Source organism: Lacrimispora sp. 38-1 (assembly GCF_049890855.1).
Taxonomy (GTDB): Bacteria; Bacillota; Clostridia; order Lachnospirales; family Lachnospiraceae; genus Lacrimispora.
Genome location: NZ_JBANEW010000095.1, coordinates 227,595 through 247,987, shown reverse-complemented (window position 1 = coordinate 247,987; position 20,393 = coordinate 227,595). Strand labels below are relative to the sequence as shown.

Below are 20,393 nucleotides of genomic sequence, written 5' to 3'. Positions count from 1 at the left end.
GCCTATTCCCCGCAGACAGCGGAAACCAGACTTAATATCTCCGGCTCACCTTCTGTGATCAGAACTGTATTCTCATAATGAGCGGAAAGTTTTCCGTCCTCTGTTACAACGGTCCAGTCATCATCAAGCCAGACCACTTCCAGTGTTCCCTCGTTTATCATGGGTTCGATGGCCAGCGTCATGCCTGGTCTTAACCTGATTCCCCGTCTTCTTGTGGAAAAATTCGGTATTTCAGGATCCTCGTGCAGATGAGAACCGATTCCGTGACCTACTAAATCCCGGACAACGCCATACCCGAACTTTTCTGCATATTTCTGGATTGCCGCAGATATTTCACCTAAATGATTGCCAGATTTTGCATATTTAATCCCTTCGAAGAAACATTGTTTTGTCACTTCCATGAGTTGTCCCGCTTCAGGAGTGATCTCGCCGATCCCGTAAGTTCTTGCTGCGTCAGAATGATAACCTTTATAAATCACTCCTGCATCAAGGCTCACAATATCTCCTTCTCTCAGTACGCACTTCTTATCAGGAATTCCGTGAACCACCTCATCATTGACTGATACGCAGATGGAAGCAGGATATCCGTTATAATTTAAGAAAGAAGGCGTACAGCCATAGCTTCTTATGATCTCTTCACCCAGATGGTCAATGTCCCAGGTTGTCATTCCTGGCTTCAAGGCCTTCTTCAGTTCTTCATGAGTGATGCAAAGAATTCTTCCAGCCTCTCTCATAAGTTCTATTTCTCTTGCAGATTTAATCGTAACTGACATAAACTATGCTCCTAGGATGTCAGTGATATCGGAGAACACTTTGTTTAATTCCTGTGTCCCATCAACATTCACCAGCACGCCGGCTTCTTTATAATAATCAATCAATGGTCTGGTCTGATCATGGTAAACCGCCAGACGTTTTTTTACGGTTTCCGGCTTATCATCATCTCTTAAGACAAGTTCTGAACCACAGACATCGCATACTCCGGAAATCTTGCTTGGATTATATACAATGTGATATGTAGCTCCGCAGGATATACAGGCACGTCTTCCTGACATTCTGTTGATAATATTCTCATCAGGAACGTCAACGTTTATCGCAAAGTCTATCTTCTGTCCCATTTCAGTAATGGCTTTCTGAAGGCTTTCTGCCTGGGGAATGGTTCTTGGAAATCCGTCCAGTACGTAACCGTTTTTGCAGTCTTCCTGCTGTATACGGTCCATCAGCATTCCGATGGTAAGTTCATCCGGTACAAGAGCTCCCTGATCCATATATTCCTTTGCTTTTCGTCCCAGCTGCGTTCCTTCTTTTATGTTGGAACGGAAGATATCTCCGGTAGAAACATGAGGAATCTGATATTTATCAGCAATTTTTTTAGCCTGGGTACCTTTGCCGGCACCAGGGGCACCTAACATGATGATTTTCATCAACAGTCCCTCCATTAACATAAGGTTTAAATAGCACAAATCCCAAGGAAAAACACGCCACGGCGTGCCTCCCTTGGTTTGCTTTCTAATCGTTTAAAAATCCTTTATAGTAACGCACAAGCATCTGGGACTCAATCGCCTTTAATGTCTCCAGCACAACGCTGACAATAATAATCAGGGATGTACCGCCGAAGGAAAGACGGCTTACATTAAATAAACCGGAAACCATAATCGGAATAATACAGATGATAGTCAGACCGCATGCTCCTATAAATACGATATAGTTTAAGATTGAATTAAGGTAATCACTGGTTGGCTTACCTGGGCGGATACCCGGGATAAAACCGCCGGACTTTTTCATATTATTTGCGACTTCAAGGGGATTAAATGTAATTGAAGTATAGAAATATGCAAACACGATGATAAGTGCGATATAAACCACAAGACCAATTGTGTACACCGGTCTTTCCGGCTTAAACCAGTTGGAAGAACTGAGTGCGGTTAAAATATGTCCGCCAATGCTGTCGTAGTTGATCCTGCTTCCAAAAAACTGGGAGATCACTACCGGGAATGACATGATGGAAGAAGCGAAAATAACCGGGATAACGCCGGCGGTATTTACCTTCAGCGGAATGTTGGTTGCTTGTCCGCCTACCATCTTGCGTCCCTGCATCTTTTTGGAGTACTGCACAGGAATTCTTCTTTCACCATCCTGAAGGATGATGACGAATACAACGATTGCGACAATCACTGCAAAAATTATGATCGCTGCTACTGCAGCTACTGCAACAGATTTACCAGACATAAATCTGGTATAAAGTGTAGATGCATCGGAAGGGAAGCTGGAAATGATGTTAAATAAAAGGACAATGGAGATACCATTACCCACACCGTTTTCCGTAATCCGCTCACCGATCCACATCAGGAGCGCACTACCTGCCGTCATGGTAACTACTGCAATGATAACGCTTAATACATTATATTCTTTTAACAGTCCCTGGCCTCCGAATCCGATCGCCATAGCGATGGACTCGATTAAAGCCAGAGCAACTGTTACGTAGCGGGTGTATTCTGCAATCTTCTTTCTTCCATCTTCACCGTCCTGCTGCATTTCCTCAAGTTTGGGAATTGCAATGGTAAGGAGCTGCATGATAATGGAAGATGTGATGTAGGGGGTAATGCTCAGTGCAAATACGGACATGTTGGTAAAGGAACTTCCTGTCACTGCGTTAAAAAATCCGAACGCATCGTTATTATTCTGAGCGAAAAAATCTTTGAAAAAGCTTGTTTCAACTCCTGGAATCGGCAGCTGTGAGCCAATTCTGGTAACCACCAGCATCATGAACGTATAGATGAGTTTCGTTCTTACGTCCTTGATCTTGAATGCATTACGGAGTGTTTTTAACATATTAGATCACCTCGCAGGTTCCACCTAAAGCCTCGATTTTGGTTTTTGCGCCTTCGCTGAAAGCACCTACCTTTACTGTAAGCTTTTTGGTTAATTCTCCATTTCCAAGGATCTTAACTCCATCACGCGGATTCTTAACAATACCGCTCTCTAATAAAGTCTCAACAGTCACTACTGTGCCGTTTTCGAATGCTTCTAAAGTGCCTACATTAATGCCAATGATTTCTTTTGTATTTCTATTTTTAAAGCCTCTCTTCGGAATACGTCTGTATAAAGGCATCTGACCACCTTCGAAACCTGGTCTGGTAGCTCCGGAACGAGCCTTCTGTCCTTTATGACCTTTACCTGCTGTCTTACCGTTACCTGAACCGTGACCGCGGCCTCTTCTGAAGTTATCGCTGTGTTTGGAACCTAACGCAGGCTGTAAATTTGATAAATCCATCGCTTGCACCTCCTTACTGTTTTCTCTTAAATCTCTTCAACTTTTACTAAATGACGCACGTTGGCGATCATACCTCTGACTGCACCATTGTCCGGCATCTCAACTGTTTTGTGAAGCTTCTTTAAGCCCAATGCTAAAACGGTTGCTTTCTGCTTCGGTATAGCGCCGATCGGGGATTTCACCAATGTGATTTTTAATTTATCTGCCATCTTCTTATCCTCCTTAGCCTAAAATCTCTTCAACAGATTTGCCGCGAAGCCTTGCAACTTCCTCAGGAGTCTTTAACTGAGTTAATCCTTCGATTGTAGCTAATACTACATTCGTTTTATTATTGGAACCTAAGGATTTTGTACGGATATTCTTAATACCTGCAAGCTCTACAACTGCACGGGCAGGACCTCCCGCGATAACTCCTGTACCTTCGGTAGCTCTCTTAAGAAGTACGGAAGCACTTCCAAAGTTACCAACCAGATCATGAGGGATACTGTTGTTCTCATCGATCGGAACAGTAACCATATTCTTAACAGCAGCCTCTTTTCCTTTACGGATTGCTTCTGGAACTTCTCCGGCTTTGCCAAGACCAGCACCAACATGGCCGTTGCCATCGCCTACGACTACTAAAGCAGAGAATCTCATGGTACGTCCACCCTTAACGGTTTTAGATACACGTTTGATAGCAACCACCTTGTCGTTTAATTCTAACTGATTTGCATCAATAATTGTATGTTTCACGCTGTGTTCTCCTCTCTACTAGAATTCCAGACCAGCTTCTCTGGCTGCGTCTGCTAATGCCTGAATCTTACCCTGATATATAAATCCACCTCTGTCAAAGACAACTTCTTTAATACCTTTTTCCATTGCTCTCTTGGCAACTACGGTACCTACATATGCTGCAGCATCAACGTTGTTAGTTTTCTCTATTTCTGCCTTTACTTCTTTTTCTACTGAAGAAGCAGCAACTAAAGTTTTACCAACTGTATCGTCAATAATTTGAGCATACATATGATTATTACTTCTAAAAACAGCTAAACGTGGTCTCTCTGCAGTACCTGCAAGACGATTACGTAATCTGTTGTGCTTCTTAACGCGGATTTCGCTTTTTGACTGTTTGCTAACCATCTTTACACTCTCCTTAATTATTTCTTACCAGTCTTACCAACTTTACGTCTGATCACTTCGTCAGCATACTTGATACCCTTGCCCTTATACGGCTCAGGTCTTCTCTTATCTCTGATTTCAGCAGCGTACTGGCCAACTTTTTCTTTATCAATACCTTTAACGAAGATGATGTTCTGACCTTCCATGGTAGACTCAATACCTTCTGGATCTTCCATTTCTACCGGATGGGAATAGCCAAGGGAAAGAACAAGCTTCTTGCCCTGCTTCTGAGCTCTGTAACCAACACCGTTGATTTCAAGCTTTTTCTCATATCCTGCAGTAACACCAACGATCATGTTGTTGATTAAGGTTCTTGTAAGACCGTGTAAAGATTTCATCTTCTTTAAATCGTTTGGTCTTGATACAACGATATGACTATCTTCTTCTTTGATTGTCATCTCTGTGGGTAATACTCTCTCAAGAGTTCCCTTAGGACCTTTTACAGTCACTTTATTATTTTCTGCAATTTCAACAGTTACTCCTGCTGGAATCGCGATAGGCATTCTTCCTATACGTGACATGCCGTTTACCTCCTTAAATTTTCGGAGGGAATCTGTGCGTTCCCTCTGTTTTCAGATGCTTTGTTAGTTACCAAACAAATGCAAGTACTTCTCCGCCAACACCCTGAGTGCGTGCTTCCTTATCGGTAATTACGCCCTGGTTTGTAGAGATAACTGCAATACCAAGACCGCCCAGTACTCTTGGCATTTCTTCCTTGCTTGCATAAACACGTAAGCCAGGTTTGGAAATTCTCTTGATACCTGTGATGATTTTTTCGTTTTTATCTTTACCGTATTTTAATGTGATCCGGATTGTCTGGAACGCACCGTCTTCTACGATATCATATTTCTTAATGTATCCCTCTTTAACAAGGATATCAGCAATAGCTAATTTCATCTTGGATGAAGGTACATCTACTGTATCATGTTTTGCAGTATTTGCATTACGGATTCTTGTAAGCATATCTGCGATTGGATCGCTCATTGTCATTTTGAAATTGCCTCCTTCCTTATTTTACCAGCTTGCTTTTTTAACGCCTGGGATCTGACCTTTATATGCTAATTCACGGAAGCAGATTCTGCAGATTCCGTATTTTCTTAAATAAGCATGCGGACGACCGCAGATTCTGCAACGATTGTATTCTCTTGTGGAGAATTTAGCAGGTCTCTGCTGTTTGATCTTCATTGAAGTCTTAGCCATGGATTAATTCCTCCTACTATTTTGCAAATGGCATGTTGAATAATGTCAAAAGTTCACGGGCTTCTTCGTCTGTCTTAGCGGTAGTAACAAATATAATGTCCATACCTCTTACCTTGTCAACTTTATCGTATTCAATTTCAGGGAAAATAAGCTGCTCCTTGATACCAAGTGCATAGTTTCCTCTGCCATCAAATGCGTTAGGATTTACACCTCTAAAGTCACGTACACGGGGAAGTGCAAGGTTGATCAGACGATCAGCGAATTCATACATTCTTTCACCGCGTAAAGTAACTTTACATCCGATAGGCATACCTTCTCTGAGTTTGAAGTTAGCAATTGATTTTTTTGACTTTGTTAACACTGCTTTCTGACCGGAGATGATTTCTAAATCTCTTACTGCAGAGTCTAAAATCTTGGCATTTTCCTTTGCTTCACCAATACCCATATTGATGACAATCTTATCTAACTTCGGTACTTCCATGATGTTCTTATATCCAAATTTCTTGATCATAGCTTCTACGATCTCTGACTGGTACGTATCTTTTAATCTAGCCAATTTTTATTCCTCCTCTCCGAATTAATCAATTACTTTTCCGGTTGCTTTCGCAACACGAACTTTTTTGCCGTCTTTTACTTCAAAGCCAACTCTGGTTGCTTTTCCGTCAACAACAAGCATTACATTGGAGATATCAAGTGCAGCTTCTTTCTGTACGATACCGCCCTGTGGGTTTCCAGCGCCTGGTTTCACATGCTTTGTGATCATGTTAACGCCTTCTACTACCACTCTGTTATTCTTCGTATCTACATGAAGAACTTTACCCTGTTTGTCTCTATCTTTTCCTGCAATAACCTTTACAAGGTCATCTCTTTTAATTTTATGCACAGTCCGACACCTCCTTATAATACTTCTGGAGCTAAGGAAACAATTTTCATGAACTGCTTCTCTCTTAACTCTCTGGCAACCGGTCCAAAGATACGAGTTCCTTTTGGAGTCTTGTCATCTTTGATAATTACGGCAGCATTCTCATCGAACTTGATATATGAACCGTCTTTACGGCGTGCGCCTTTTACAGTACGCACAACAACGGCTTTCACAACGTCGCCTTTCTTCACAACACCGCCAGGTGTTGCATCTTTTACGCTGGCAACGATAACATCACCAATATTAGCATATCTTCTTGTAGATCCGCCCATAACACGGATACAAAGAAGCTCTTTTGCACCGGTATTGTCGGCAACCCTTAATCTGGTTTCCTGCTGAATCATGCCTGTTACTCCTTCCTGGAAATAAATTATTTCGCTTTTTCGATAATTTCCACAAGTCTCCATCTCTTGTCTTTGGACAGCGGTCTTGTTTCCATAACTTTTACTGTATCGCCCATGTTGCAGTCATTCTTCTCATCATGCGCTTTTAATTTATACGTTCTTTTTACGATCTTGCCGTATAAAGGATGTTCTACATGGTCTTCAATCGCTACAACAATGGTCTTATCCATCTTGTTGCTAACAACCTTACCAGTACGGGTTTTTCTAAGATTTCTTTCCACGTTCTGTATTCTCCTTTCGAGTTTTGGCCTTTCATGGCCCCAATCAATAAGTTAACACACACTCGTGTGTGTCATGCTTTTTTAATAAGCTGCAACTTAAGCTAATTTAGCCTTCTCAGTTATAACAGTCTGAATTCTGGCAATGTTTTTGCGAACCTCTTTGATACGGCTTGTGTTATCAAGCTGGTTGGTTGCATTCTGGAATCTTAAGTTGAAAAGTTCTTTCTTTGCAGCTACTAATTCTACATTCAGCTCGGCAACTGATTTTCCTTTTAATTCTTCAACATATTTATTCATTTTCACTGTCATTCACCGCCTTCTAAATCTGCTTTAGCAGCAATTTTACATCTGCATGGTAACTTGTGCATAGCAAGACGTAAAGCTTCACGTGCTGTTTCTTCAGGTACTCCAGCGATTTCGAATAATACACGACCTGGTTTTACTACTGCTACCCAGTATTCCAGAGCGCCCTTACCGGAACCCATTCGGGTTTCTGCTGGCTTTGCTGTTACAGGCTTATCCGGGAAAATCTTGATCCAGACTTTACCGCCACGCTTAATATAACGGGTCATGGCAACACGGGCTGCCTCGATCTGATTTGATTTGATCCAACATGGGTCTAAAGCGACTAAACCGAACTCACCATTGCTGATTGTATTGCCTCTTAAAGCTTTACCAGCCATGCTTCCACGGAACTGTTTACGACGCTTAACTCTCTTAGGCATTAACATTATTTATCGCTCCCTTCCTTTTTTCCTTTAGTTGGAAGTACTTCGCCATTGTAGATCCATACCTTCACACCGATCTTACCGAAGGTAGTATCTGCCTCTGCGAAACCATAGTCAATATCTGCTCTGAGTGTCTGTAACGGAATGGTTCCTTCGCTGTAGAACTCAGTACGAGCCATATCAGCGCCGCCAAGACGTCCTGCAACTGCAGTCTTAATTCCTTTGATACCTGACTTCATGGAACGTCCCATGGTAGACTTCATAGCACGACGGAAGGATACACGATTCTCTAACTGCTGTGCGATGGACTCAGCAACTAACTGAGCGTCTTTGTCTGGTCTCTTGATTTCTTTGATATCAACAAATAATTTTTTATCTGTAAGCTTCTGAACTTCTGCTTTGATTTTTTCAATCTCAGCTCCACCCTTACCGATTACTACACCAGGTTTTGCTGTGTGAATAACAACTTTAACGCGGTCAGATGCACGTTCAATTTCAATATTAGAAATGCCGGCGCTGTATAATTTCTTCTTCAGGAATTTTCTGATCGCATAGTCTTCTACTAAGTTGTCTGCGAAATCAGCTTCAGCATACCATTTTGAGTCCCAGTCTTTAATAACACCGACTCTTAAGCCGTGTGGATTAACTTTCTGTCCCATTATTTGCCTCCTTATCTTTCATTAAGCACGATGGTGATGTGGCTCATTCTCTTTTCGATTCTGTAAGCGCGGCCCTGTGCTCTTGGTTTTACTCTCTTCATTGTCGGTCCCTTGTTTGCAAAACACTCTTCTACATAAAGTTTTGCCGGGTCCATACCGTTATTGTTCTCAGCATTTGCAATTGCTGATTTTAATAACTTCTCTATTAAAGTAGAAGCATATCTGGGATTGTAAGTTACAATACCAAGTGCTGAAACAGCATCTTTGCCTCTGATGGCATCTAATACAAAGCATGCCTTCTGAACTGAAACCCTAGCATAGGATAACTTTGCTGACGGTCTTGTGTCCTTCTGGGCATTTCTCTCTCTCTTAATCTGGCTTCTATGTCCCTTAGCCATTGGTGAATCCTCCTTTCAACTTTAACGCCCTTTGGGAATCCTCAAATAAGAATACCCGGAGGGTGTCTGCTTCTCTATTACTTACGACCTGATTTCTTCTCGTCTTTTCCATGTCCTCTGTAAGTTCTGGTAGCAACGAATTCACCCAGTTTATGTCCAACCATATCCTCTGTAACATATACCGGAACGTGTTTTCTGCCATCATGAACTGCAATTGTATGTCCAACCATCTGCGGGAAGATTGTAGAACGGCGAGACCAAGTCTTAATTACCTGCTTCTGTCCTGCTGCGTTCATAGCATCTACTTTTTTCAGTAAATGAGCATCTGCAAATGGTCCTTTTTTAAGTGAGCGAGCCATAGGTTCTAACCTCCTTCATTTATTTAACGGTCTTTCCATCTCTTCTTCTAACGATTAATCTGTTAGACTGCTTGTTTTTCTTTCTGGTCTTTAAGCCAAGTGCCGGTTTGCCCCATGGTGTAGATGGACCTGGACGTCCGATACCAGTCTTACCTTCACCACCACCGTGTGGATGGTCATTGGGGTTCATAACAGAACCACGAACTGTAGGACGGAATCCCATGTGACGTTTTCTACCAGCTTTACCGATATTAATCAGGTTATGATCGCCATTACCTACAACACCGATCGTTGCTCTGCAGTTGATCGGAACCATTCTCATCTCGCCGGAAGGTAAACGAAGAGTTGCATATTTTCCTTCTTTCGCCATTAACTGTGCGCTGTTACCAGCAGAACGAACCAGCTGTCCGCCTTTTCCTGGGTAAAGCTCAATGTTATGAACCTGAGCACCAACCGGGATCTTGCTTAATGGAAGGCAGTTACCGACTCTTGCTTCTGCAGTCTCGCCGCTCATAACAGTCATTCCGTCTGTTAAGCCAGCCGGAGCAAGAATATAAGCCTTTGTTCCGTCTACATAGCTGATCAGTGCGATATTAGCAGTTCTGTTCGGATCGTATTCTACACCGATGACAGTTGCTGCAATGCCGTCCTTGCTGTTTCTCTTAAAGTCAATGATTCTATATTTTCTTTTAACGCCGCCTCCGCGATGTCTGACAGTAATTTTACCCTGGTTATTACGGCCGGCTGTTTTCTTAATAGTTTTGCTGATTAAGGATTTCTCAGGAGTTGACTTTGTGATTTCGCTGAAATCAGATCCGGTCATTTGTCTTCTGGAAGGGGTATATGGGTTATACTTTTTGATTCCCATTTTGTATCTCCTTTCAACGCCACCTGGCGTATCTTGTTTATTGTGATATAATGTTCATCACTCAGGTAACTGAAAATCGTTGACGCCGGGCCCGAATGACTTCATGCCAAGCGTTCCGATCTTACAGTCCTTCGAAAATTTCGATATCTTTGCTGTCAGCTGTTAACTGAACGATTGCTTTCTTAGTCTTAGATGTCTTACCGAAGGTAGTTCCTCTTCTTTTGGTCTTTCCGTCTAAGTTCATGGTGTTCACGCTGGCTACCTTGGTGCCTGGGAACATCTTCTCAACAGCTTCCTTGATCATCGTCTTATTCGCATCTGTGTGCACTAAAAATGTGTACTTTTTAGAAGCCATAGCGTTCATGCTCTTCTCAGTTACGATTGGTTTCTGAATCACGTCGTAATATTTAATATCTGCCATTATGCGTACACCTCCTCGATTGCTGCGACAGCAGTCTTGGTAGCAACAACTGTGTTATACTTTAAGATATCGTAAACATTGATTGTGTTAACAAAAGCAGTCTTAACAGCAGCGATGTTTCTTGCGCTCATTACTGTGTTAGTGCTGTCGTCTCCAACAACTACAAGAGCCTTGGATACCTTTAAGTTATCTAATACAGCCTGGAATTTCTTTGTTTTGATTTCATCAAACTTTAACTCATCAACAACAATGAACTTATTGTCGTTCACTCTGCTGGTCAGTGCGGATTTAAGAGCAAGTCTCTTTTCCTTCTTGTTCAGTCTGATTGTATAATCTCTTGGTGTTGGTGCGAATACAACTCCGCCGCCTGTCCACTGAGGAGATCTTGTTGAACCCTGTCTGGCATGACCGGTTCCTTTCTGTTTCCACGGTTTTCTACCGCCGCCGGATACTTCAGCGCGTGTTTTAGCCTTCTGTGTTCCCTGGCGTTTATTTGCAAGCTGGCTTACGACTGCCATGTGTACAAGGTGCTCATTAACTTCTACACCAAACACTGCATCGCTTAACTCTAATGTGCCAACTTCTTTACCTTCCATATTGTAAACAGATACGTTTGCCATCTGTGTAATCCTCCTTTCTTATAAAAGCATTAGTTAGCTGCTTTTACTGTTTCCTTGATTGTTACTAAAGACTTCTTAGGTCCTGGTATCGCACCCTTAACCAAAATCAAATTGTTCTCTGCATCAACTCTTACAATTTCAAGGTTCTGGATTGTTACCTTCTTGTTACCCATCTGTCCAGGCATCTTTTTGCCCTTGAATACCTTGCTCGGATCAGAACATGCACCGTTGGAACCTGCATGACGATGGAACTTGGAACCGTGAGCCATAGGTCCTCTGGACTGTCCGTGTCTCTTAATAGCACCCTGGAAACCTTTACCTTTGGAGATTGCGGTTGCATCAATCTTATCGCCTGCAGCGAAGACTTCTGCTTTGATTTCATCTTTTACAGAATACTCAGAAGCATTCTCGAACTTAAATTCTCTTACAAATCTCTTGTAAGATACACCAGCCTTATCAAAATGGCCTTTTAATGGTTTGGTGACGAGTTTTTCTCTCTTATCAACATAACCAACCTGTACTGCATTGTAACCATCATTCTCAACTGTCTTAACCTGTGTTACTACACAAGGACCAGCCTGAAGAACTGTTACTGGAGTTAATACTCCGTTTTCATTGAAGATCTGTGTCATTCCGACTTTGGTAGCTAAAATACCCTTCTTCATGTTTTTACCTCCTGGTTGTTAATTCTACAGCGGATTGCTTTCGCAATCATCCTAGAACAGTCCAATATACGTGGAACACTATGACTCCCGCGGCCGCCTTATAAGTAAATGCTTCCGCTCCCGGAGATGTTGATTCCTTAGAGGAAAAAGTGTTGCTTCTATATTAAAACCCTTCAGGACCTTACCTAAATTGTTTCTTACGATGAAGATTATTTGTTCTTCATCTTGATATCGATATACACCCCTGCCGGCATTTCCAGTCTGGATAATGCATCAACAGTTTTTTGGCTTGGTGTAATGATATCGATGAGTCTCTTATGCGTTCTCTGCTCGAACTGCTCTCTGGAATCTTTGTACTTGTGAACCGCTCTTAAGATAGTTACCACTTCCTTCTTAGTTGGTAACGGCACCGGTCCGCTCACTTTTGATCCTGTCTTTTTTACAGTGTCGATGATTTTGCCTGCAGACTGATCAACTAACTGATGATCATACGCCTTTAATGTGATTCTCATTACTTGACTTGCCATAAAAAAAGTCGCCTCCTTTTCGCACTTAGTAGAAGTACGACAAGCGGTGACTGTACACGTTCCCGTGTGTGTCATTCTAGACCCACACTGACTTTCCGTTTGAAACAAACAGAATTTTAAATTGTACAGTGACTTGTCGCCAGTTTCCTAACTTGACATTCGCTCCACGGAAAACCTGCTTTTCAGCAGCAACCTCACGTTTCACAGCTATCATGCCACAGCCTTAACAGAATACCATATTTTCCATGGTAATGCAAGTACTTTTTTCAAAAAAAACGCAAAATCTGTTTTTTTCAGATTCTGCGCCTTTTATAACTAAAGTTTACCTCCAGACTGGTTCAGAAGGTTCTATTCCTTCATTCCCAGAAGGAGTTTGCTCATCCACTTTTAAAAGAGTTCCATTGCTGGCTGTCTTATATTTTACACCATCTGAACTTTTTACAGTTGTATTCTTGGATACCTTGCCTGACGTGTTCACGACGTAAGTAGTTTTTGTACTGCCTGTTGGAATGGCGATCGGCTCATATTTGGCACCCTCATCTGCACATTGAAGTTTTCCCATATAATAGAGATAACCATCTTTGACTCCTGTATAACCTCTGCCGCTGTCACTGAAATAATACGTGCATTCGTTCCCGTCCGCTTCTGTTACCTTGACTTTTCCCTTCTGCATGCTACTGGTCTTTTTATCCCCAAAATAAAAGGTTGCATACTCAGAACTGCTAACAATCTTAAGTTTTTGAAGGCCATAAATAGGAACACCCAGATCATTGAACAAATATGTTTTGTCCTTTATCTTTACCAGGTTGGAAGTACTTGCCTCCCCCTCTTTCGGGCCGGCTTTGGGAATTCCTGTACTGGAAAAATAAAACCACTCCACACTCTCTTCATAACCAGTTATGTCCTGAGGCGGCTCTATGGAATACCAACCTTCCCGCAGCTTTCCATTGGGATCATAATATTTGTAATTCTGGATCTCATATTCCGCATTGTCAACTCCGATCTTCTTCCAGCCGGTCTGAAGCGCACCTTTATCATCAAAACAGTATGCGATTCCATCAATCTTGTAAGTACCATAATCTCCAGAGAAATCCCTAGGTACATATTTTTTGCCATTGTCGTTAAAATAGTACCAGTATTTACCTTCATCTGTATCTCCAGGCGAGATTCGGCCTTCGTCGCTGCTGTCCGGCGGATAAAGCTTCTGCCAGCCCGTCTTCATAACTCCGTCCGCTCCGGTATAATACATGTCGTCAAGAATCCAGCCCGTCAGCATCTCGCCGTTGGAATCAAAGTAGTACCACTTATTGTCGATCTTAGACCAGTTGTCCATAATCGCTTTTCCGCTGCTGCCAAAATAATACCACTTATACTCATTGCTGCTGGAATCCTTAAACTTCATCCATTTATCCGTTACCAAAATACCGTTGGAATCCATATAATAAGTGTTCTCAACCCAGGTATTGACTGCCATCTCACCATTGCTGTCTAAATATCTCCACAAATTATCCGCACCCTTTTTCCAGGTGTTGCTTACTTTACCACCGCTTGAATCATAATACACCCAGGTGCTTCCTGACTGCGACCACCCCTCGGCCGCCCAGGCGTCCAAAGATGCCGCTCCGACTGTCAGCATGGCAGCTGCCGCCAGTACAATGAGACCTTTTCTTTTCATATTTTCACTCCTTACAGGGATTTCCTTTTTTGCTATAATTTATTTTAACAATTAATCTTAGATTATTCAACTGTTTTAATCTTTCAATTCTATTACAAAATTATTGCCGTCTTATATATACGTCTGTTTTAGCAGAAAAACAGCAATGCCGGTATGGGGTTTAGAACCAGCCATACCGGCATATCCTGCCTTTCTGATCTATTTAAAATATCTATCTGCAGCAGTTATTTCTCCCGCAGCAATTTCCACGCCCGCAGCATGATCCGCACCTTCTGCAGCATCCTGAGCGATTACAGCAGCGCCTGTTACAGCCGTTGCTGCAGATCCAGCCGCAGCCGTTACACCCCCGCCAGTTGCACCAGTAATTGCATCCGAAACAGCCGAAGGAAAATCCCATCCGGAAACAGCCCATAAGTCTTACACCTCTTTGCTTAACATTATACTATAATATATAGAACCATCAGACAAGGTGTGAATCACCTTGACGCTAAAAGCTCCATCCAGTATAATCATAGAATCATGAAGATAGATTATGTATTTATATAGAAAGAAAGGCGGCATCAAGTATGTGGATTGCAGACGGCTGGAAAGATTATGAAGTAATAGATTGTTCAGAGGGTGAAAAATTAGAGCGGTGGGGGAATTACCTCCTGGTTCGTCCGGATCCTCAGGTCATCTGGTCCACTCCCAAAAAGGAACCAGGCTGGGCAAAGATGAACGGTCATTACCACCGCAGTGCAAAGGGAGGCGGAGAATGGGAATTCTTTCATCTGCCGGAACAATGGACCATCAGCTATAAAGAATTAACATTTCAGCTAAAGCCCTTCAGCTTTAAGCATACAGGACTTTTTCCGGAACAGGCTGCCAACTGGGATTGGTTCGGTGATAAAATAAAGAGTGCAGGACGGCCTGTAAAAGTACTGAATTTATTTGCATATACCGGCGGAGCAACTCTTGCATCTGCTAAGGCAGGGGCTGTTGTTACCCATGTGGACGCTTCTAAGGGTATGGTTGGATGGGCCAGGGAAAATGCACGCTCATCAGGCCTTGAATCCGCTTCCATCCGGTGGATTGTTGATGACTGTGTTAAGTTCGTTGAACGGGAAATCAGAAGAGGCAATCATTATGATGCGATTATTATGGATCCTCCGTCTTATGGCAGAGGACCAAAAGGGGAAATCTGGAAGATAGAAGATTCCATCTATCCATTCGTAAAGCTCTGTTCCCAGCTTTTGTCCAATAATCCTTTATTCTTCCTTATTAACTCCTATACCACCGGGCTGGCTCCGTCTGTACTGTCCTATATGATTTCCACAGAGATCACAAAGAAATTCGGCGGAAGCGTTTTATCCGACGAAGTGGGACTTCCAGTGAAAAGTTCCGGGCTTATTCTCCCATGCGGAGCTTCCGGAAGATGGTCCGCTGACCGCACCTAGAATAAGCAGAATCAGCGCCCTCCATTAAACAGGCACCAGACCGTAGACAGATATTTTCTTAAAAAGGAACTGGTGATGCAGCTGAAAAGAATACAAAAAACCGGCATAATGATATACAGGCCAATGGTTACAGCAGGAATCGGCGGGAGCAGCAATGCTCCCGTTTTATTGATTAACCGCACCACAGAAAAATGTGTGGCATACAGATAAAAATTCTGTTTCATCCAGTCATTTGCCTCTTTTAAGTATCTGCCGGGAACCATGAGCCACAGACTTACAGGCATCAGGAACCTGAAGCAAACCGTAGAGGCAGCAATCTCTCCCTTCACATTACCGGGAATATCTATGTTCTTCGCCAGACAGGCAGCAAGAAAAAGGACGGCTCCCACTGCAATATGCTTCCTGCTAAAAGATCTTTCAACAATATCTTTTCCATGAATCGCTGCATATGCTCCGAAGGTATAATAAAACAAAGCATCCAGATTTAAAAACGGAAGTGCACCTCCCATATAGATTACCGCTAGAATCCCCGCAAGCAAAAACATGCCAATTTCTTTTTTTCTTACAGCCATGTATATCACCGGAGCAAGAAGGACAAGAAGGAGCAGCTGATTTAAATACCAGAATACATAATTATAGGAATAATGGAGCACTGCCTGCGCTGCTTCCTGAAAGTTAAAAGGAATTCTTCCTTTACCGATTACCCTGGAAATAAAGGGAATCCGGCTGCCGATCACATAGCCCAGATAGTAAAGTAGGTTCCACATAATATAAGGAACCAGAATGCTGCGGATTCTGGAATTCCATTTGACCCATAACTTCTCCATTGTAAATCCCCGAAAAAATAAATAGGAAGATATTAAAAAGAATCCCGGAACTGCGATCTGGGCTACTGTGTCCCCCCAGAAACGCTCCAGCATATCCACCCGGTAAGCGATTGTGGTCTTTCCCAGAAATAAGACTGCATTATAAGAATGAACCCAGATTACAAGAATACTATATAGAAATGTAAACCAGATTACCTTATTGCGAAAATATTTTTCTTCCATTGGGTTCGCCTCTCTTTCCTGCATATCTATCAGCACATTTTATCCAGTACAGACGAAGATACCCTCTCATTGACCTGATTACAGGTTTCAAAATATCTTCTGTAATATTCCGTATACATTAAATCAATTAAAAAAAGCTGGCTGATCTCCGAGGATGTAGATCCTCCCTGCAAAGGTCCTTCATTGGCTCCGCAAAGCAGAGTTACATCAGAAAAAGAGGTAAGAGGTGACTTTACAAACCGGGTGATACAGATGGTCGCAGCTCCTGCTTTCTTTGCAAGCTCTGCCACATGAATGGTATCCTTTGTTGCGCCTGAATAGGAAAATATGACAGCCACTTCTCCTTCTCCCATCATGGAAGCTACCATTGCCTGCATATGGGAATCAGACACACAGGATACCTTGGGTTCAATCCTTAAAAACTTATTAGCAGCCTTCATGGCAGAAAGCATACTGGCTCCCACTCCAAAAAAGCAAATCCTCTTTGCTTCATGAAGACACTGGATTACACGGTCAAAGCTTTCCTCATTTAATAACGAGTATGTCTCTTCAAGTGCACTCATATTTGTATTGAGTACTTTCCTTGATACCTCTGCAAAAGAGTCCTTAAGGCTGATGTCTCCCTCTAAACGCCCCTGCCCGGTGGTTTCATCATGCAGACTTAAAGACAGCTGCATTTTAAATTCCTGATACCCTTTCAACTCCAAAGTCTTACAAAAGCGAAATACACTGGTATCTCCCACTTCACAAGCTTCTGCCAGATCAGTAATTGACATAAACAACACCTCTCTGTAGTTTTGAAGAATATAATCCGCCACCTTTTTCTCAGCCTTTGTAAACTGATTATATTCTGCACGAATTTTGGTTAAAAAATCACCTTTCATCACTCCGTCTCTCCCTTTTATCTGTTTTTCCTCCAGTGCGGCACTTTGCACCGGTTATAAAATCACGGGTTATCTCTCTTGGTCTTGTAATGGCACTTCCAACCACTGCCGCCCATGCGCCCGCTTTGAATGCTTCTTTCAACTGTTCCGGGGTTTTAATACCACCTTCTGCAATCACGGATTTCCCGCTGTCAGAAGAAAGCCGTTTTATCAGATCCAGATTTGGAAGAACCGCATTTCTGGTATACTGGGTATAACCACTTAAGGTCGTTCCGATAAAATCAATTCCCAGACTGGCAGCAAGCATCCCTTCCTCGTAATCGGAACAATCCGCCATGAAAAGCTGATCCGGAAATTTTGATCTGATTTCTTTGATAAAATCTTCCAGCTTCTGTCCATCCGGACGTAGTCTTCTTGTGCAGTCCATGGCAATAATGTCTACCCCCTCTGAAACCAAAGCTGCCACTTCTCTGATGGTTGGCGTAATAACTGTCTCAGAACCTTTGTATTTCTGTTTTATAATACCTATTATAGGCAAGTCCACCGTATTCTTTATTTCACGTATATCAGATATGGTATTGGCGCGGATACCAGCCGCTCCGCCTTCCATGGCTGCATAGGCCATACGGGACATAATATAAGAGCTGAAAAGAGGCTCATCCGGCAGCGCCTGACACGATACAATCAATCCTCCTGCCAGAAGGCTGTATACTGCTTTATCCATTAACCTTCCTCCTGTTCTAACCAAAGTAATCATATCACAGATGAAAAAGATATTTCAATAAAAAGCGGTAAGAGACGGTTGTATTTTATTTATTCTTTCAGGTTAATTTCAGTGTGTGAACACAAATAAGTGTTATACTTCTGATATATTCTACACTAAGGAGGAAATGAGAATGGAGCTATCAGGAGTATCCGGTTCATCATCCTACGACCAGCTGCAGCAGCTTCAACTGCAAAAGGAAAAGGATAAAAAGGCGGCGGAACAGGCAGCCGCAGAAAGCGCACAGATAACAGCGGCGGGAACTGCGACAGATAAGACCTTTGAAACCGCAGTTCAAAGCACATCTCAAAATATTGATACGCTGGAAATCAGTCCTGAAGGAAGGGCATATCAACAGAAAATGCAGGCACCGCCTGCACCAGCCGATTCCAGTGTTTCAGAAACTTCATCTACAGACAGTACAAAGTCCACCAAAGTTTTAACCAGCCTGACAGAAGAAGAAATCAGTACACTTGTTGATGAAGGGACCATCACACAGGCAGAGGCCAATGCTGAGCTGGCGAGACGGGCTGCTTTAAAAGAGGCAGAAAATAATCAGAAAAACAACAGTTCACATACAGAAAATCCTGAAATTGACGATGAGGAATGATTCGATCAGCAGCCCGGCATTATGCCGGGCTGTTTCATAATAAAAATTAATATTATTTTCACATAATTTTACAGCAAACAGCGTAGGGTTTATGATATAATAAGGAAATCGCAAAGATAGTTTATTTTATAAGGAGTAAAAAATCATGAAAAAGATAATCCGCGCTGCATGTCTGTCCCTCGCAATACTATTTGCAGGGTATTCACTCTGGATGAATCCCCAGTTAACGGACGGCAGATCAGACGCATCAGGTGAACCGCTTCATATATCTTCAAAAGATCAGGGACAAGACTTACATGTTATGGCACTGGGACCCGGACTGAACAATCTCTCTCCGTCTGACGAGTTTTCCACTTATCAGTGGGGTCTGAAAAATGACGGGGAATTTCGTCTCATCGAACTGGAGCAGAAATTTAAGTATGTAGATAATCTATATAGTGAAGTTAACAGCGGAGGCGGTCTGACAATTCCCAAACCAGGTCCCGGCAACTATGAAGCGAAAGTTACCCATGCAGTTCCAGGTGTCGACATTGACATTCAGCCGGCCTGGGCCCTCTACGATCAGGCTCAAAACAAACGATCCGTTATAGTTGCAATCATTGACACAGGTATTGATATCAGCCATCAGGAACTGCATAATGCCATTTGGACTAACCCGGGTGAGACAGACGGAGACGGCATTGACAACGATGGCAATGGTTATGTGGATGATATTCATGGCTGGAATTTCTATTCAAACAGTAATAAGCTCTTCTCCGGAAGCGAGGACAGTCACGGGACCCATGCAGCTGGAACCATCAGCGCCGCCAGAGGCGCCCATGGAATAGCCGGCATTACGGATAATAATTACGTAAAAATTATGCCGTTAAAAGCACTGGGAGGAAAAGAAGGAGTGGGTTCTCCTGCCGCCGTTATTAAAGCCATCCACTATGCAGAAGAAAAAGGCGCTTCTATCTGTAATTTAAGTATGGGAACAACCGGATACAGTGAAGAACTTGCCCAGACAATCAAGAATTCCAAAATGCTTTTTGTTGTTTCCTGCGGCAACGGAGGGGTATCCGGTCTTGGTTATAATACGGATGAATATCCGGTGTATCCTGCCTCCCTTCCATATGACAACATTATATCTGTGGCAAACATCCTGTTTGACGGAACATTGAGTAAGGATTCCAATTATGGAGCTGCAAGTGTGGATATCGCTGCTCCCGGAACTTATATTTTAAGTACAATTCCAGATAATTCCTATGGATATATGAGCGGTACTTCCATGGCTGCTCCTATGGTGACAGGTGTTGCAGCCATGCTCTATTCCTACCGGACAGATATAAACCTGGGTGACGTAAAAAGTATCATCTTAAACTCCAGCAGAAAGATGGATACACTTTCAGGCAAAGTTGCAAGCGGAGGGCTTCTGGATGCTTTCAGTGCCCTGAACTGGCATTAATTTAAAAAACTGCGCAGTGATAAGCTGTGCATTTTTTTTATAACCTATAGCAGGATCTGGCAATCCCTTTGTGTCCAACCCGTTATAGTATAATATATTTGATGACACTCT

The 20,393-nt window shown here is 42.6% G+C and carries 31 protein-coding genes; 3 read left to right on the top strand and 28 right to left on the bottom strand.

Annotated elements, in window-relative coordinates; genetic code table 11:
- Window positions 1-2 precede the first annotated feature (2 nt).
- From map to V7D18_RS24810, 25 genes are all read right to left on the bottom strand, one after another.
- Complete coding sequence (map, locus tag V7D18_RS24930; protein ID WP_426158463.1) at window positions 3-773, bottom strand: type I methionyl aminopeptidase; 771 nt, start codon at window positions 771-773, stop codon at window positions 3-5.
- A 3-nt stretch (window positions 774-776) separates the two neighbouring features.
- The gene (locus tag V7D18_RS24925) at window positions 777-1,421 is read right to left on the bottom strand and encodes an adenylate kinase (RefSeq protein WP_426158462.1); all 645 of its coding nucleotides are present in this window, start codon (window positions 1,419-1,421) and stop codon (window positions 777-779) included.
- 85 nt (window positions 1,422-1,506) lie between these two features.
- Window positions 1,507-2,829: a preprotein translocase subunit SecY gene (gene secY / locus V7D18_RS24920; RefSeq protein ID WP_426158461.1), complete on the bottom strand. Its 1,323-nt coding sequence runs from the start codon at window positions 2,827-2,829 to the stop codon at window positions 1,507-1,509.
- A gap of 1 nt (window position 2,830) precedes the next feature.
- Window positions 2,831-3,271 carry a 50S ribosomal protein L15 gene (gene rplO / locus V7D18_RS24915; protein WP_426158459.1) on the bottom strand — a complete coding sequence of 147 codons (441 nt, stop codon included), beginning with the start codon at window positions 3,269-3,271 and terminating at the stop codon, window positions 2,831-2,833.
- A 26-nt stretch (window positions 3,272-3,297) separates the two neighbouring features.
- Window positions 3,298-3,480, bottom strand: a complete 183-nt coding sequence (gene rpmD, locus V7D18_RS24910) for a 50S ribosomal protein L30 (protein ID WP_097002529.1) — start codon at window positions 3,478-3,480, stop codon at window positions 3,298-3,300.
- A 13-nt stretch (window positions 3,481-3,493) separates the two neighbouring features.
- Window positions 3,494-4,003, bottom strand: coding sequence for a 30S ribosomal protein S5 (rpsE, locus tag V7D18_RS24905; RefSeq protein ID WP_117417303.1), 510 nt, complete (start codon window positions 4,001-4,003; stop codon window positions 3,494-3,496).
- A gap of 18 nt (window positions 4,004-4,021) precedes the next feature.
- Complete coding sequence (gene rplR, locus V7D18_RS24900) at window positions 4,022-4,390, bottom strand: 50S ribosomal protein L18 (RefSeq protein ID WP_426158457.1); 369 nt, start codon at window positions 4,388-4,390, stop codon at window positions 4,022-4,024.
- Between the two features lie 17 nt (window positions 4,391-4,407).
- Window positions 4,408-4,950 carry a 50S ribosomal protein L6 gene (rplF, locus tag V7D18_RS24895; RefSeq protein WP_426158455.1) on the bottom strand — a complete coding sequence of 181 codons (543 nt, stop codon included), beginning with the start codon at window positions 4,948-4,950 and terminating at the stop codon, window positions 4,408-4,410.
- Between the two features lie 67 nt (window positions 4,951-5,017).
- The gene (gene rpsH / locus V7D18_RS24890) at window positions 5,018-5,419 is read right to left on the bottom strand and encodes a 30S ribosomal protein S8 (protein ID WP_426158454.1); all 402 of its coding nucleotides are present in this window, start codon (window positions 5,417-5,419) and stop codon (window positions 5,018-5,020) included.
- Between the two features lie 24 nt (window positions 5,420-5,443).
- On the bottom strand, window positions 5,444-5,629 hold the full coding sequence (locus V7D18_RS24885) for a type Z 30S ribosomal protein S14 (RefSeq protein WP_002566501.1): 186 nt from the start codon (window positions 5,627-5,629) through the stop codon (window positions 5,444-5,446).
- Window positions 5,630-5,645: 16 nt separating this feature from the next.
- Window positions 5,646-6,185: a 50S ribosomal protein L5 gene (gene rplE / locus V7D18_RS24880; RefSeq protein ID WP_426158451.1), complete on the bottom strand. Its 540-nt coding sequence runs from the start codon at window positions 6,183-6,185 to the stop codon at window positions 5,646-5,648.
- A gap of 21 nt (window positions 6,186-6,206) precedes the next feature.
- Entirely contained in the window at window positions 6,207-6,512 is a 306-nt protein-coding gene (gene rplX, locus V7D18_RS24875; RefSeq protein WP_104439450.1) for a 50S ribosomal protein L24, read from the bottom strand.
- Between the two features lie 14 nt (window positions 6,513-6,526).
- Entirely contained in the window at window positions 6,527-6,895 is a 369-nt protein-coding gene (gene rplN / locus V7D18_RS24870) for a 50S ribosomal protein L14 (protein ID WP_097002536.1), read from the bottom strand.
- Window positions 6,896-6,921: 26 nt separating this feature from the next.
- The gene (rpsQ, locus tag V7D18_RS24865) at window positions 6,922-7,176 is read right to left on the bottom strand and encodes a 30S ribosomal protein S17 (protein ID WP_024834879.1); all 255 of its coding nucleotides are present in this window, start codon (window positions 7,174-7,176) and stop codon (window positions 6,922-6,924) included.
- A 96-nt stretch (window positions 7,177-7,272) separates the two neighbouring features.
- Window positions 7,273-7,479 carry a 50S ribosomal protein L29 gene (gene rpmC, locus V7D18_RS24860; protein ID WP_097002715.1) on the bottom strand — a complete coding sequence of 69 codons (207 nt, stop codon included), beginning with the start codon at window positions 7,477-7,479 and terminating at the stop codon, window positions 7,273-7,275.
- Window positions 7,480-7,481: 2 nt separating this feature from the next.
- Entirely contained in the window at window positions 7,482-7,907 is a 426-nt protein-coding gene (gene rplP, locus V7D18_RS24855) for a 50S ribosomal protein L16 (RefSeq protein WP_097002538.1), read from the bottom strand.
- Window positions 7,907-8,563 (bottom strand): 30S ribosomal protein S3, encoded by a 657-nt coding sequence (gene rpsC / locus V7D18_RS24850; protein WP_104439454.1) that lies wholly within the window; start codon window positions 8,561-8,563, stop codon window positions 7,907-7,909. The genes rplP and rpsC overlap by 1 nt, the downstream gene beginning before the upstream one ends.
- An 11-nt stretch (window positions 8,564-8,574) precedes the next feature.
- Window positions 8,575-8,961, bottom strand: coding sequence for a 50S ribosomal protein L22 (gene rplV / locus V7D18_RS24845; protein WP_097002540.1), 387 nt, complete (start codon window positions 8,959-8,961; stop codon window positions 8,575-8,577).
- 77 nt (window positions 8,962-9,038) lie between these two features.
- A complete protein-coding gene (rpsS, locus tag V7D18_RS24840) occupies window positions 9,039-9,320 on the bottom strand; it encodes a 30S ribosomal protein S19 (RefSeq protein WP_024834874.1) in 282 nt (93 codons plus the stop codon).
- 19 nt (window positions 9,321-9,339) lie between these two features.
- Window positions 9,340-10,188, bottom strand: a complete 849-nt coding sequence (gene rplB / locus V7D18_RS24835) for a 50S ribosomal protein L2 (RefSeq protein WP_097002542.1) — start codon at window positions 10,186-10,188, stop codon at window positions 9,340-9,342.
- 121 nt (window positions 10,189-10,309) lie between these two features.
- A complete protein-coding gene (rplW, locus tag V7D18_RS24830) occupies window positions 10,310-10,609 on the bottom strand; it encodes a 50S ribosomal protein L23 (protein WP_104439456.1) in 300 nt (99 codons plus the stop codon).
- Window positions 10,609-11,229, bottom strand: coding sequence for a 50S ribosomal protein L4 (gene rplD / locus V7D18_RS24825; RefSeq protein WP_117417308.1), 621 nt, complete (start codon window positions 11,227-11,229; stop codon window positions 10,609-10,611). The genes rplW and rplD overlap by 1 nt, the downstream gene beginning before the upstream one ends.
- A gap of 29 nt (window positions 11,230-11,258) precedes the next feature.
- Window positions 11,259-11,894, bottom strand: coding sequence for a 50S ribosomal protein L3 (gene rplC / locus V7D18_RS24820; protein WP_426158446.1), 636 nt, complete (start codon window positions 11,892-11,894; stop codon window positions 11,259-11,261).
- Window positions 11,895-12,103: 209 nt separating this feature from the next.
- Window positions 12,104-12,421 carry a 30S ribosomal protein S10 gene (gene rpsJ / locus V7D18_RS24815; RefSeq protein ID WP_013274341.1) on the bottom strand — a complete coding sequence of 106 codons (318 nt, stop codon included), beginning with the start codon at window positions 12,419-12,421 and terminating at the stop codon, window positions 12,104-12,106.
- A 322-nt stretch (window positions 12,422-12,743) separates the two neighbouring features.
- Window positions 12,744-14,096, bottom strand: coding sequence for a cell wall-binding protein (locus tag V7D18_RS24810; RefSeq protein ID WP_426158444.1), 1,353 nt, complete (start codon window positions 14,094-14,096; stop codon window positions 12,744-12,746).
- A gap of 566 nt (window positions 14,097-14,662) precedes the next feature.
- On the opposite strand from V7D18_RS24810, the gene V7D18_RS24805 reads away from it, so the two are divergent.
- On the top strand, window positions 14,663-15,532 hold the full coding sequence (locus tag V7D18_RS24805) for a class I SAM-dependent methyltransferase (protein WP_426158442.1): 870 nt from the start codon (window positions 14,663-14,665) through the stop codon (window positions 15,530-15,532).
- 11 nt (window positions 15,533-15,543) lie between these two features.
- On the opposite strand, the gene V7D18_RS24800 is transcribed toward V7D18_RS24805, so the two are convergent.
- Genes V7D18_RS24800 through V7D18_RS24790 form a run of 3 tightly spaced genes read right to left on the bottom strand, consistent with a single transcriptional unit; the run spans window position 15,544 to window position 18,189 of the window.
- On the bottom strand, window positions 15,544-16,581 hold the full coding sequence (locus V7D18_RS24800; RefSeq protein ID WP_426158440.1) for an acyltransferase family protein: 1,038 nt from the start codon (window positions 16,579-16,581) through the stop codon (window positions 15,544-15,546).
- A 29-nt stretch (window positions 16,582-16,610) separates the two neighbouring features.
- Window positions 16,611-17,465, bottom strand: a complete 855-nt coding sequence (locus V7D18_RS24795; RefSeq protein ID WP_426158438.1) for a MurR/RpiR family transcriptional regulator — start codon at window positions 17,463-17,465, stop codon at window positions 16,611-16,613.
- Window positions 17,455-18,189 carry an N-acetylmannosamine-6-phosphate 2-epimerase gene (locus tag V7D18_RS24790; RefSeq protein WP_426158436.1) on the bottom strand — a complete coding sequence of 245 codons (735 nt, stop codon included), beginning with the start codon at window positions 18,187-18,189 and terminating at the stop codon, window positions 17,455-17,457. The genes V7D18_RS24795 and V7D18_RS24790 overlap by 11 nt, the downstream gene beginning before the upstream one ends.
- A gap of 172 nt (window positions 18,190-18,361) precedes the next feature.
- Here V7D18_RS24790 and V7D18_RS24785 point away from each other — a divergent pair, with 172 nt between their 5' ends.
- A complete protein-coding gene (locus tag V7D18_RS24785) occupies window positions 18,362-18,838 on the top strand; it encodes a hypothetical protein (RefSeq protein WP_426158434.1) in 477 nt (158 codons plus the stop codon).
- A gap of 145 nt (window positions 18,839-18,983) precedes the next feature.
- Window positions 18,984-20,282 carry a S8 family peptidase gene (locus tag V7D18_RS24780; protein ID WP_426158432.1) on the top strand — a complete coding sequence of 433 codons (1,299 nt, stop codon included), beginning with the start codon at window positions 18,984-18,986 and terminating at the stop codon, window positions 20,280-20,282.
- Window positions 20,283-20,393: the final 111 nt, after the last annotated feature.

Bases quoted from the DNA above. Each gene is read 5' to 3' on its own strand.
- V7D18_RS24800 (WP_426158440.1), bottom strand. From the start codon at position 16,581: ATGGAAGAAAAATATTTTCGCAATAAGGTAATCTGGTTTACATTTCTA.
- rplD (WP_117417308.1), bottom strand. From the start codon at position 11,229: ATGGCAAACGTATCTGTTTACAATATGGAAGGTAAAGAAGTTGGCACA.
- V7D18_RS24885 (WP_002566501.1), bottom strand. From the start codon at position 5,629: ATGGCTAAGACTTCAATGAAGATCAAACAGCAGAGACCTGCTAAATTC.
- rplC (WP_426158446.1), bottom strand. From the start codon at position 11,894: ATGAAGAAGGGTATTTTAGCTACCAAAGTCGGAATGACACAGATCTTC.
- map (WP_426158463.1), bottom strand. From the start codon at position 773: ATGTCAGTTACGATTAAATCTGCAAGAGAAATAGAACTTATGAGAGAG.
- rplN (WP_097002536.1), bottom strand. From the start codon at position 6,895: ATGATTCAGCAGGAAACCAGATTAAGGGTTGCCGACAATACCGGTGCA.
- rplB (WP_097002542.1), bottom strand. From the start codon at position 10,188: ATGGGAATCAAAAAGTATAACCCATATACCCCTTCCAGAAGACAAATG.
- rplF (WP_426158455.1), bottom strand. From the start codon at position 4,950: ATGTCACGTATAGGAAGAATGCCTATCGCGATTCCAGCAGGAGTAACT.
- rplV (WP_097002540.1), bottom strand. From the start codon at position 8,961: ATGGCTAAGGGACATAGAAGCCAGATTAAGAGAGAGAGAAATGCCCAG.
- rplP (WP_097002538.1), bottom strand. From the start codon at position 7,907: ATGTTAATGCCTAAGAGAGTTAAGCGTCGTAAACAGTTCCGTGGAAGC.
- rplR (WP_426158457.1), bottom strand. From the start codon at position 4,390: ATGGTTAGCAAACAGTCAAAAAGCGAAATCCGCGTTAAGAAGCACAAC.
- rpsH (WP_426158454.1), bottom strand. From the start codon at position 5,419: ATGACAATGAGCGATCCAATCGCAGATATGCTTACAAGAATCCGTAAT.
- V7D18_RS24780 (WP_426158432.1), top strand. From the start codon at position 18,984: ATGAAAAAGATAATCCGCGCTGCATGTCTGTCCCTCGCAATACTATTT.
- rpsC (WP_104439454.1), bottom strand. From the start codon at position 8,563: ATGGGACAGAAAGTTAATCCACACGGCTTAAGAGTCGGTGTTATTAAA.
- V7D18_RS24785 (WP_426158434.1), top strand. From the start codon at position 18,362: ATGGAGCTATCAGGAGTATCCGGTTCATCATCCTACGACCAGCTGCAG.
- rpsJ (WP_013274341.1), bottom strand. From the start codon at position 12,421: ATGGCAAGTCAAGTAATGAGAATCACATTAAAGGCGTATGATCATCAG.
- rplO (WP_426158459.1), bottom strand. From the start codon at position 3,271: ATGGATTTATCAAATTTACAGCCTGCGTTAGGTTCCAAACACAGCGAT.
- V7D18_RS24790 (WP_426158436.1), bottom strand. From the start codon at position 18,189: ATGGATAAAGCAGTATACAGCCTTCTGGCAGGAGGATTGATTGTATCG.
- V7D18_RS24925 (WP_426158462.1), bottom strand. From the start codon at position 1,421: ATGAAAATCATCATGTTAGGTGCCCCTGGTGCCGGCAAAGGTACCCAG.
- rplW (WP_104439456.1), bottom strand. From the start codon at position 10,609: ATGGCAGATATTAAATATTACGACGTGATTCAGAAACCAATCGTAACT.
- V7D18_RS24805 (WP_426158442.1), top strand. From the start codon at position 14,663: ATGTGGATTGCAGACGGCTGGAAAGATTATGAAGTAATAGATTGTTCA.
- rpmD (WP_097002529.1), bottom strand. From the start codon at position 3,480: ATGGCAGATAAATTAAAAATCACATTGGTGAAATCCCCGATCGGCGCT.
- secY (WP_426158461.1), bottom strand. From the start codon at position 2,829: ATGTTAAAAACACTCCGTAATGCATTCAAGATCAAGGACGTAAGAACG.
- V7D18_RS24810 (WP_426158444.1), bottom strand. From the start codon at position 14,096: ATGAAAAGAAAAGGTCTCATTGTACTGGCGGCAGCTGCCATGCTGACA.
- V7D18_RS24795 (WP_426158438.1), bottom strand. From the start codon at position 17,465: ATGAAAGGTGATTTTTTAACCAAAATTCGTGCAGAATATAATCAGTTT.
- rpsS (WP_024834874.1), bottom strand. From the start codon at position 9,320: ATGGCTCGCTCACTTAAAAAAGGACCATTTGCAGATGCTCATTTACTG.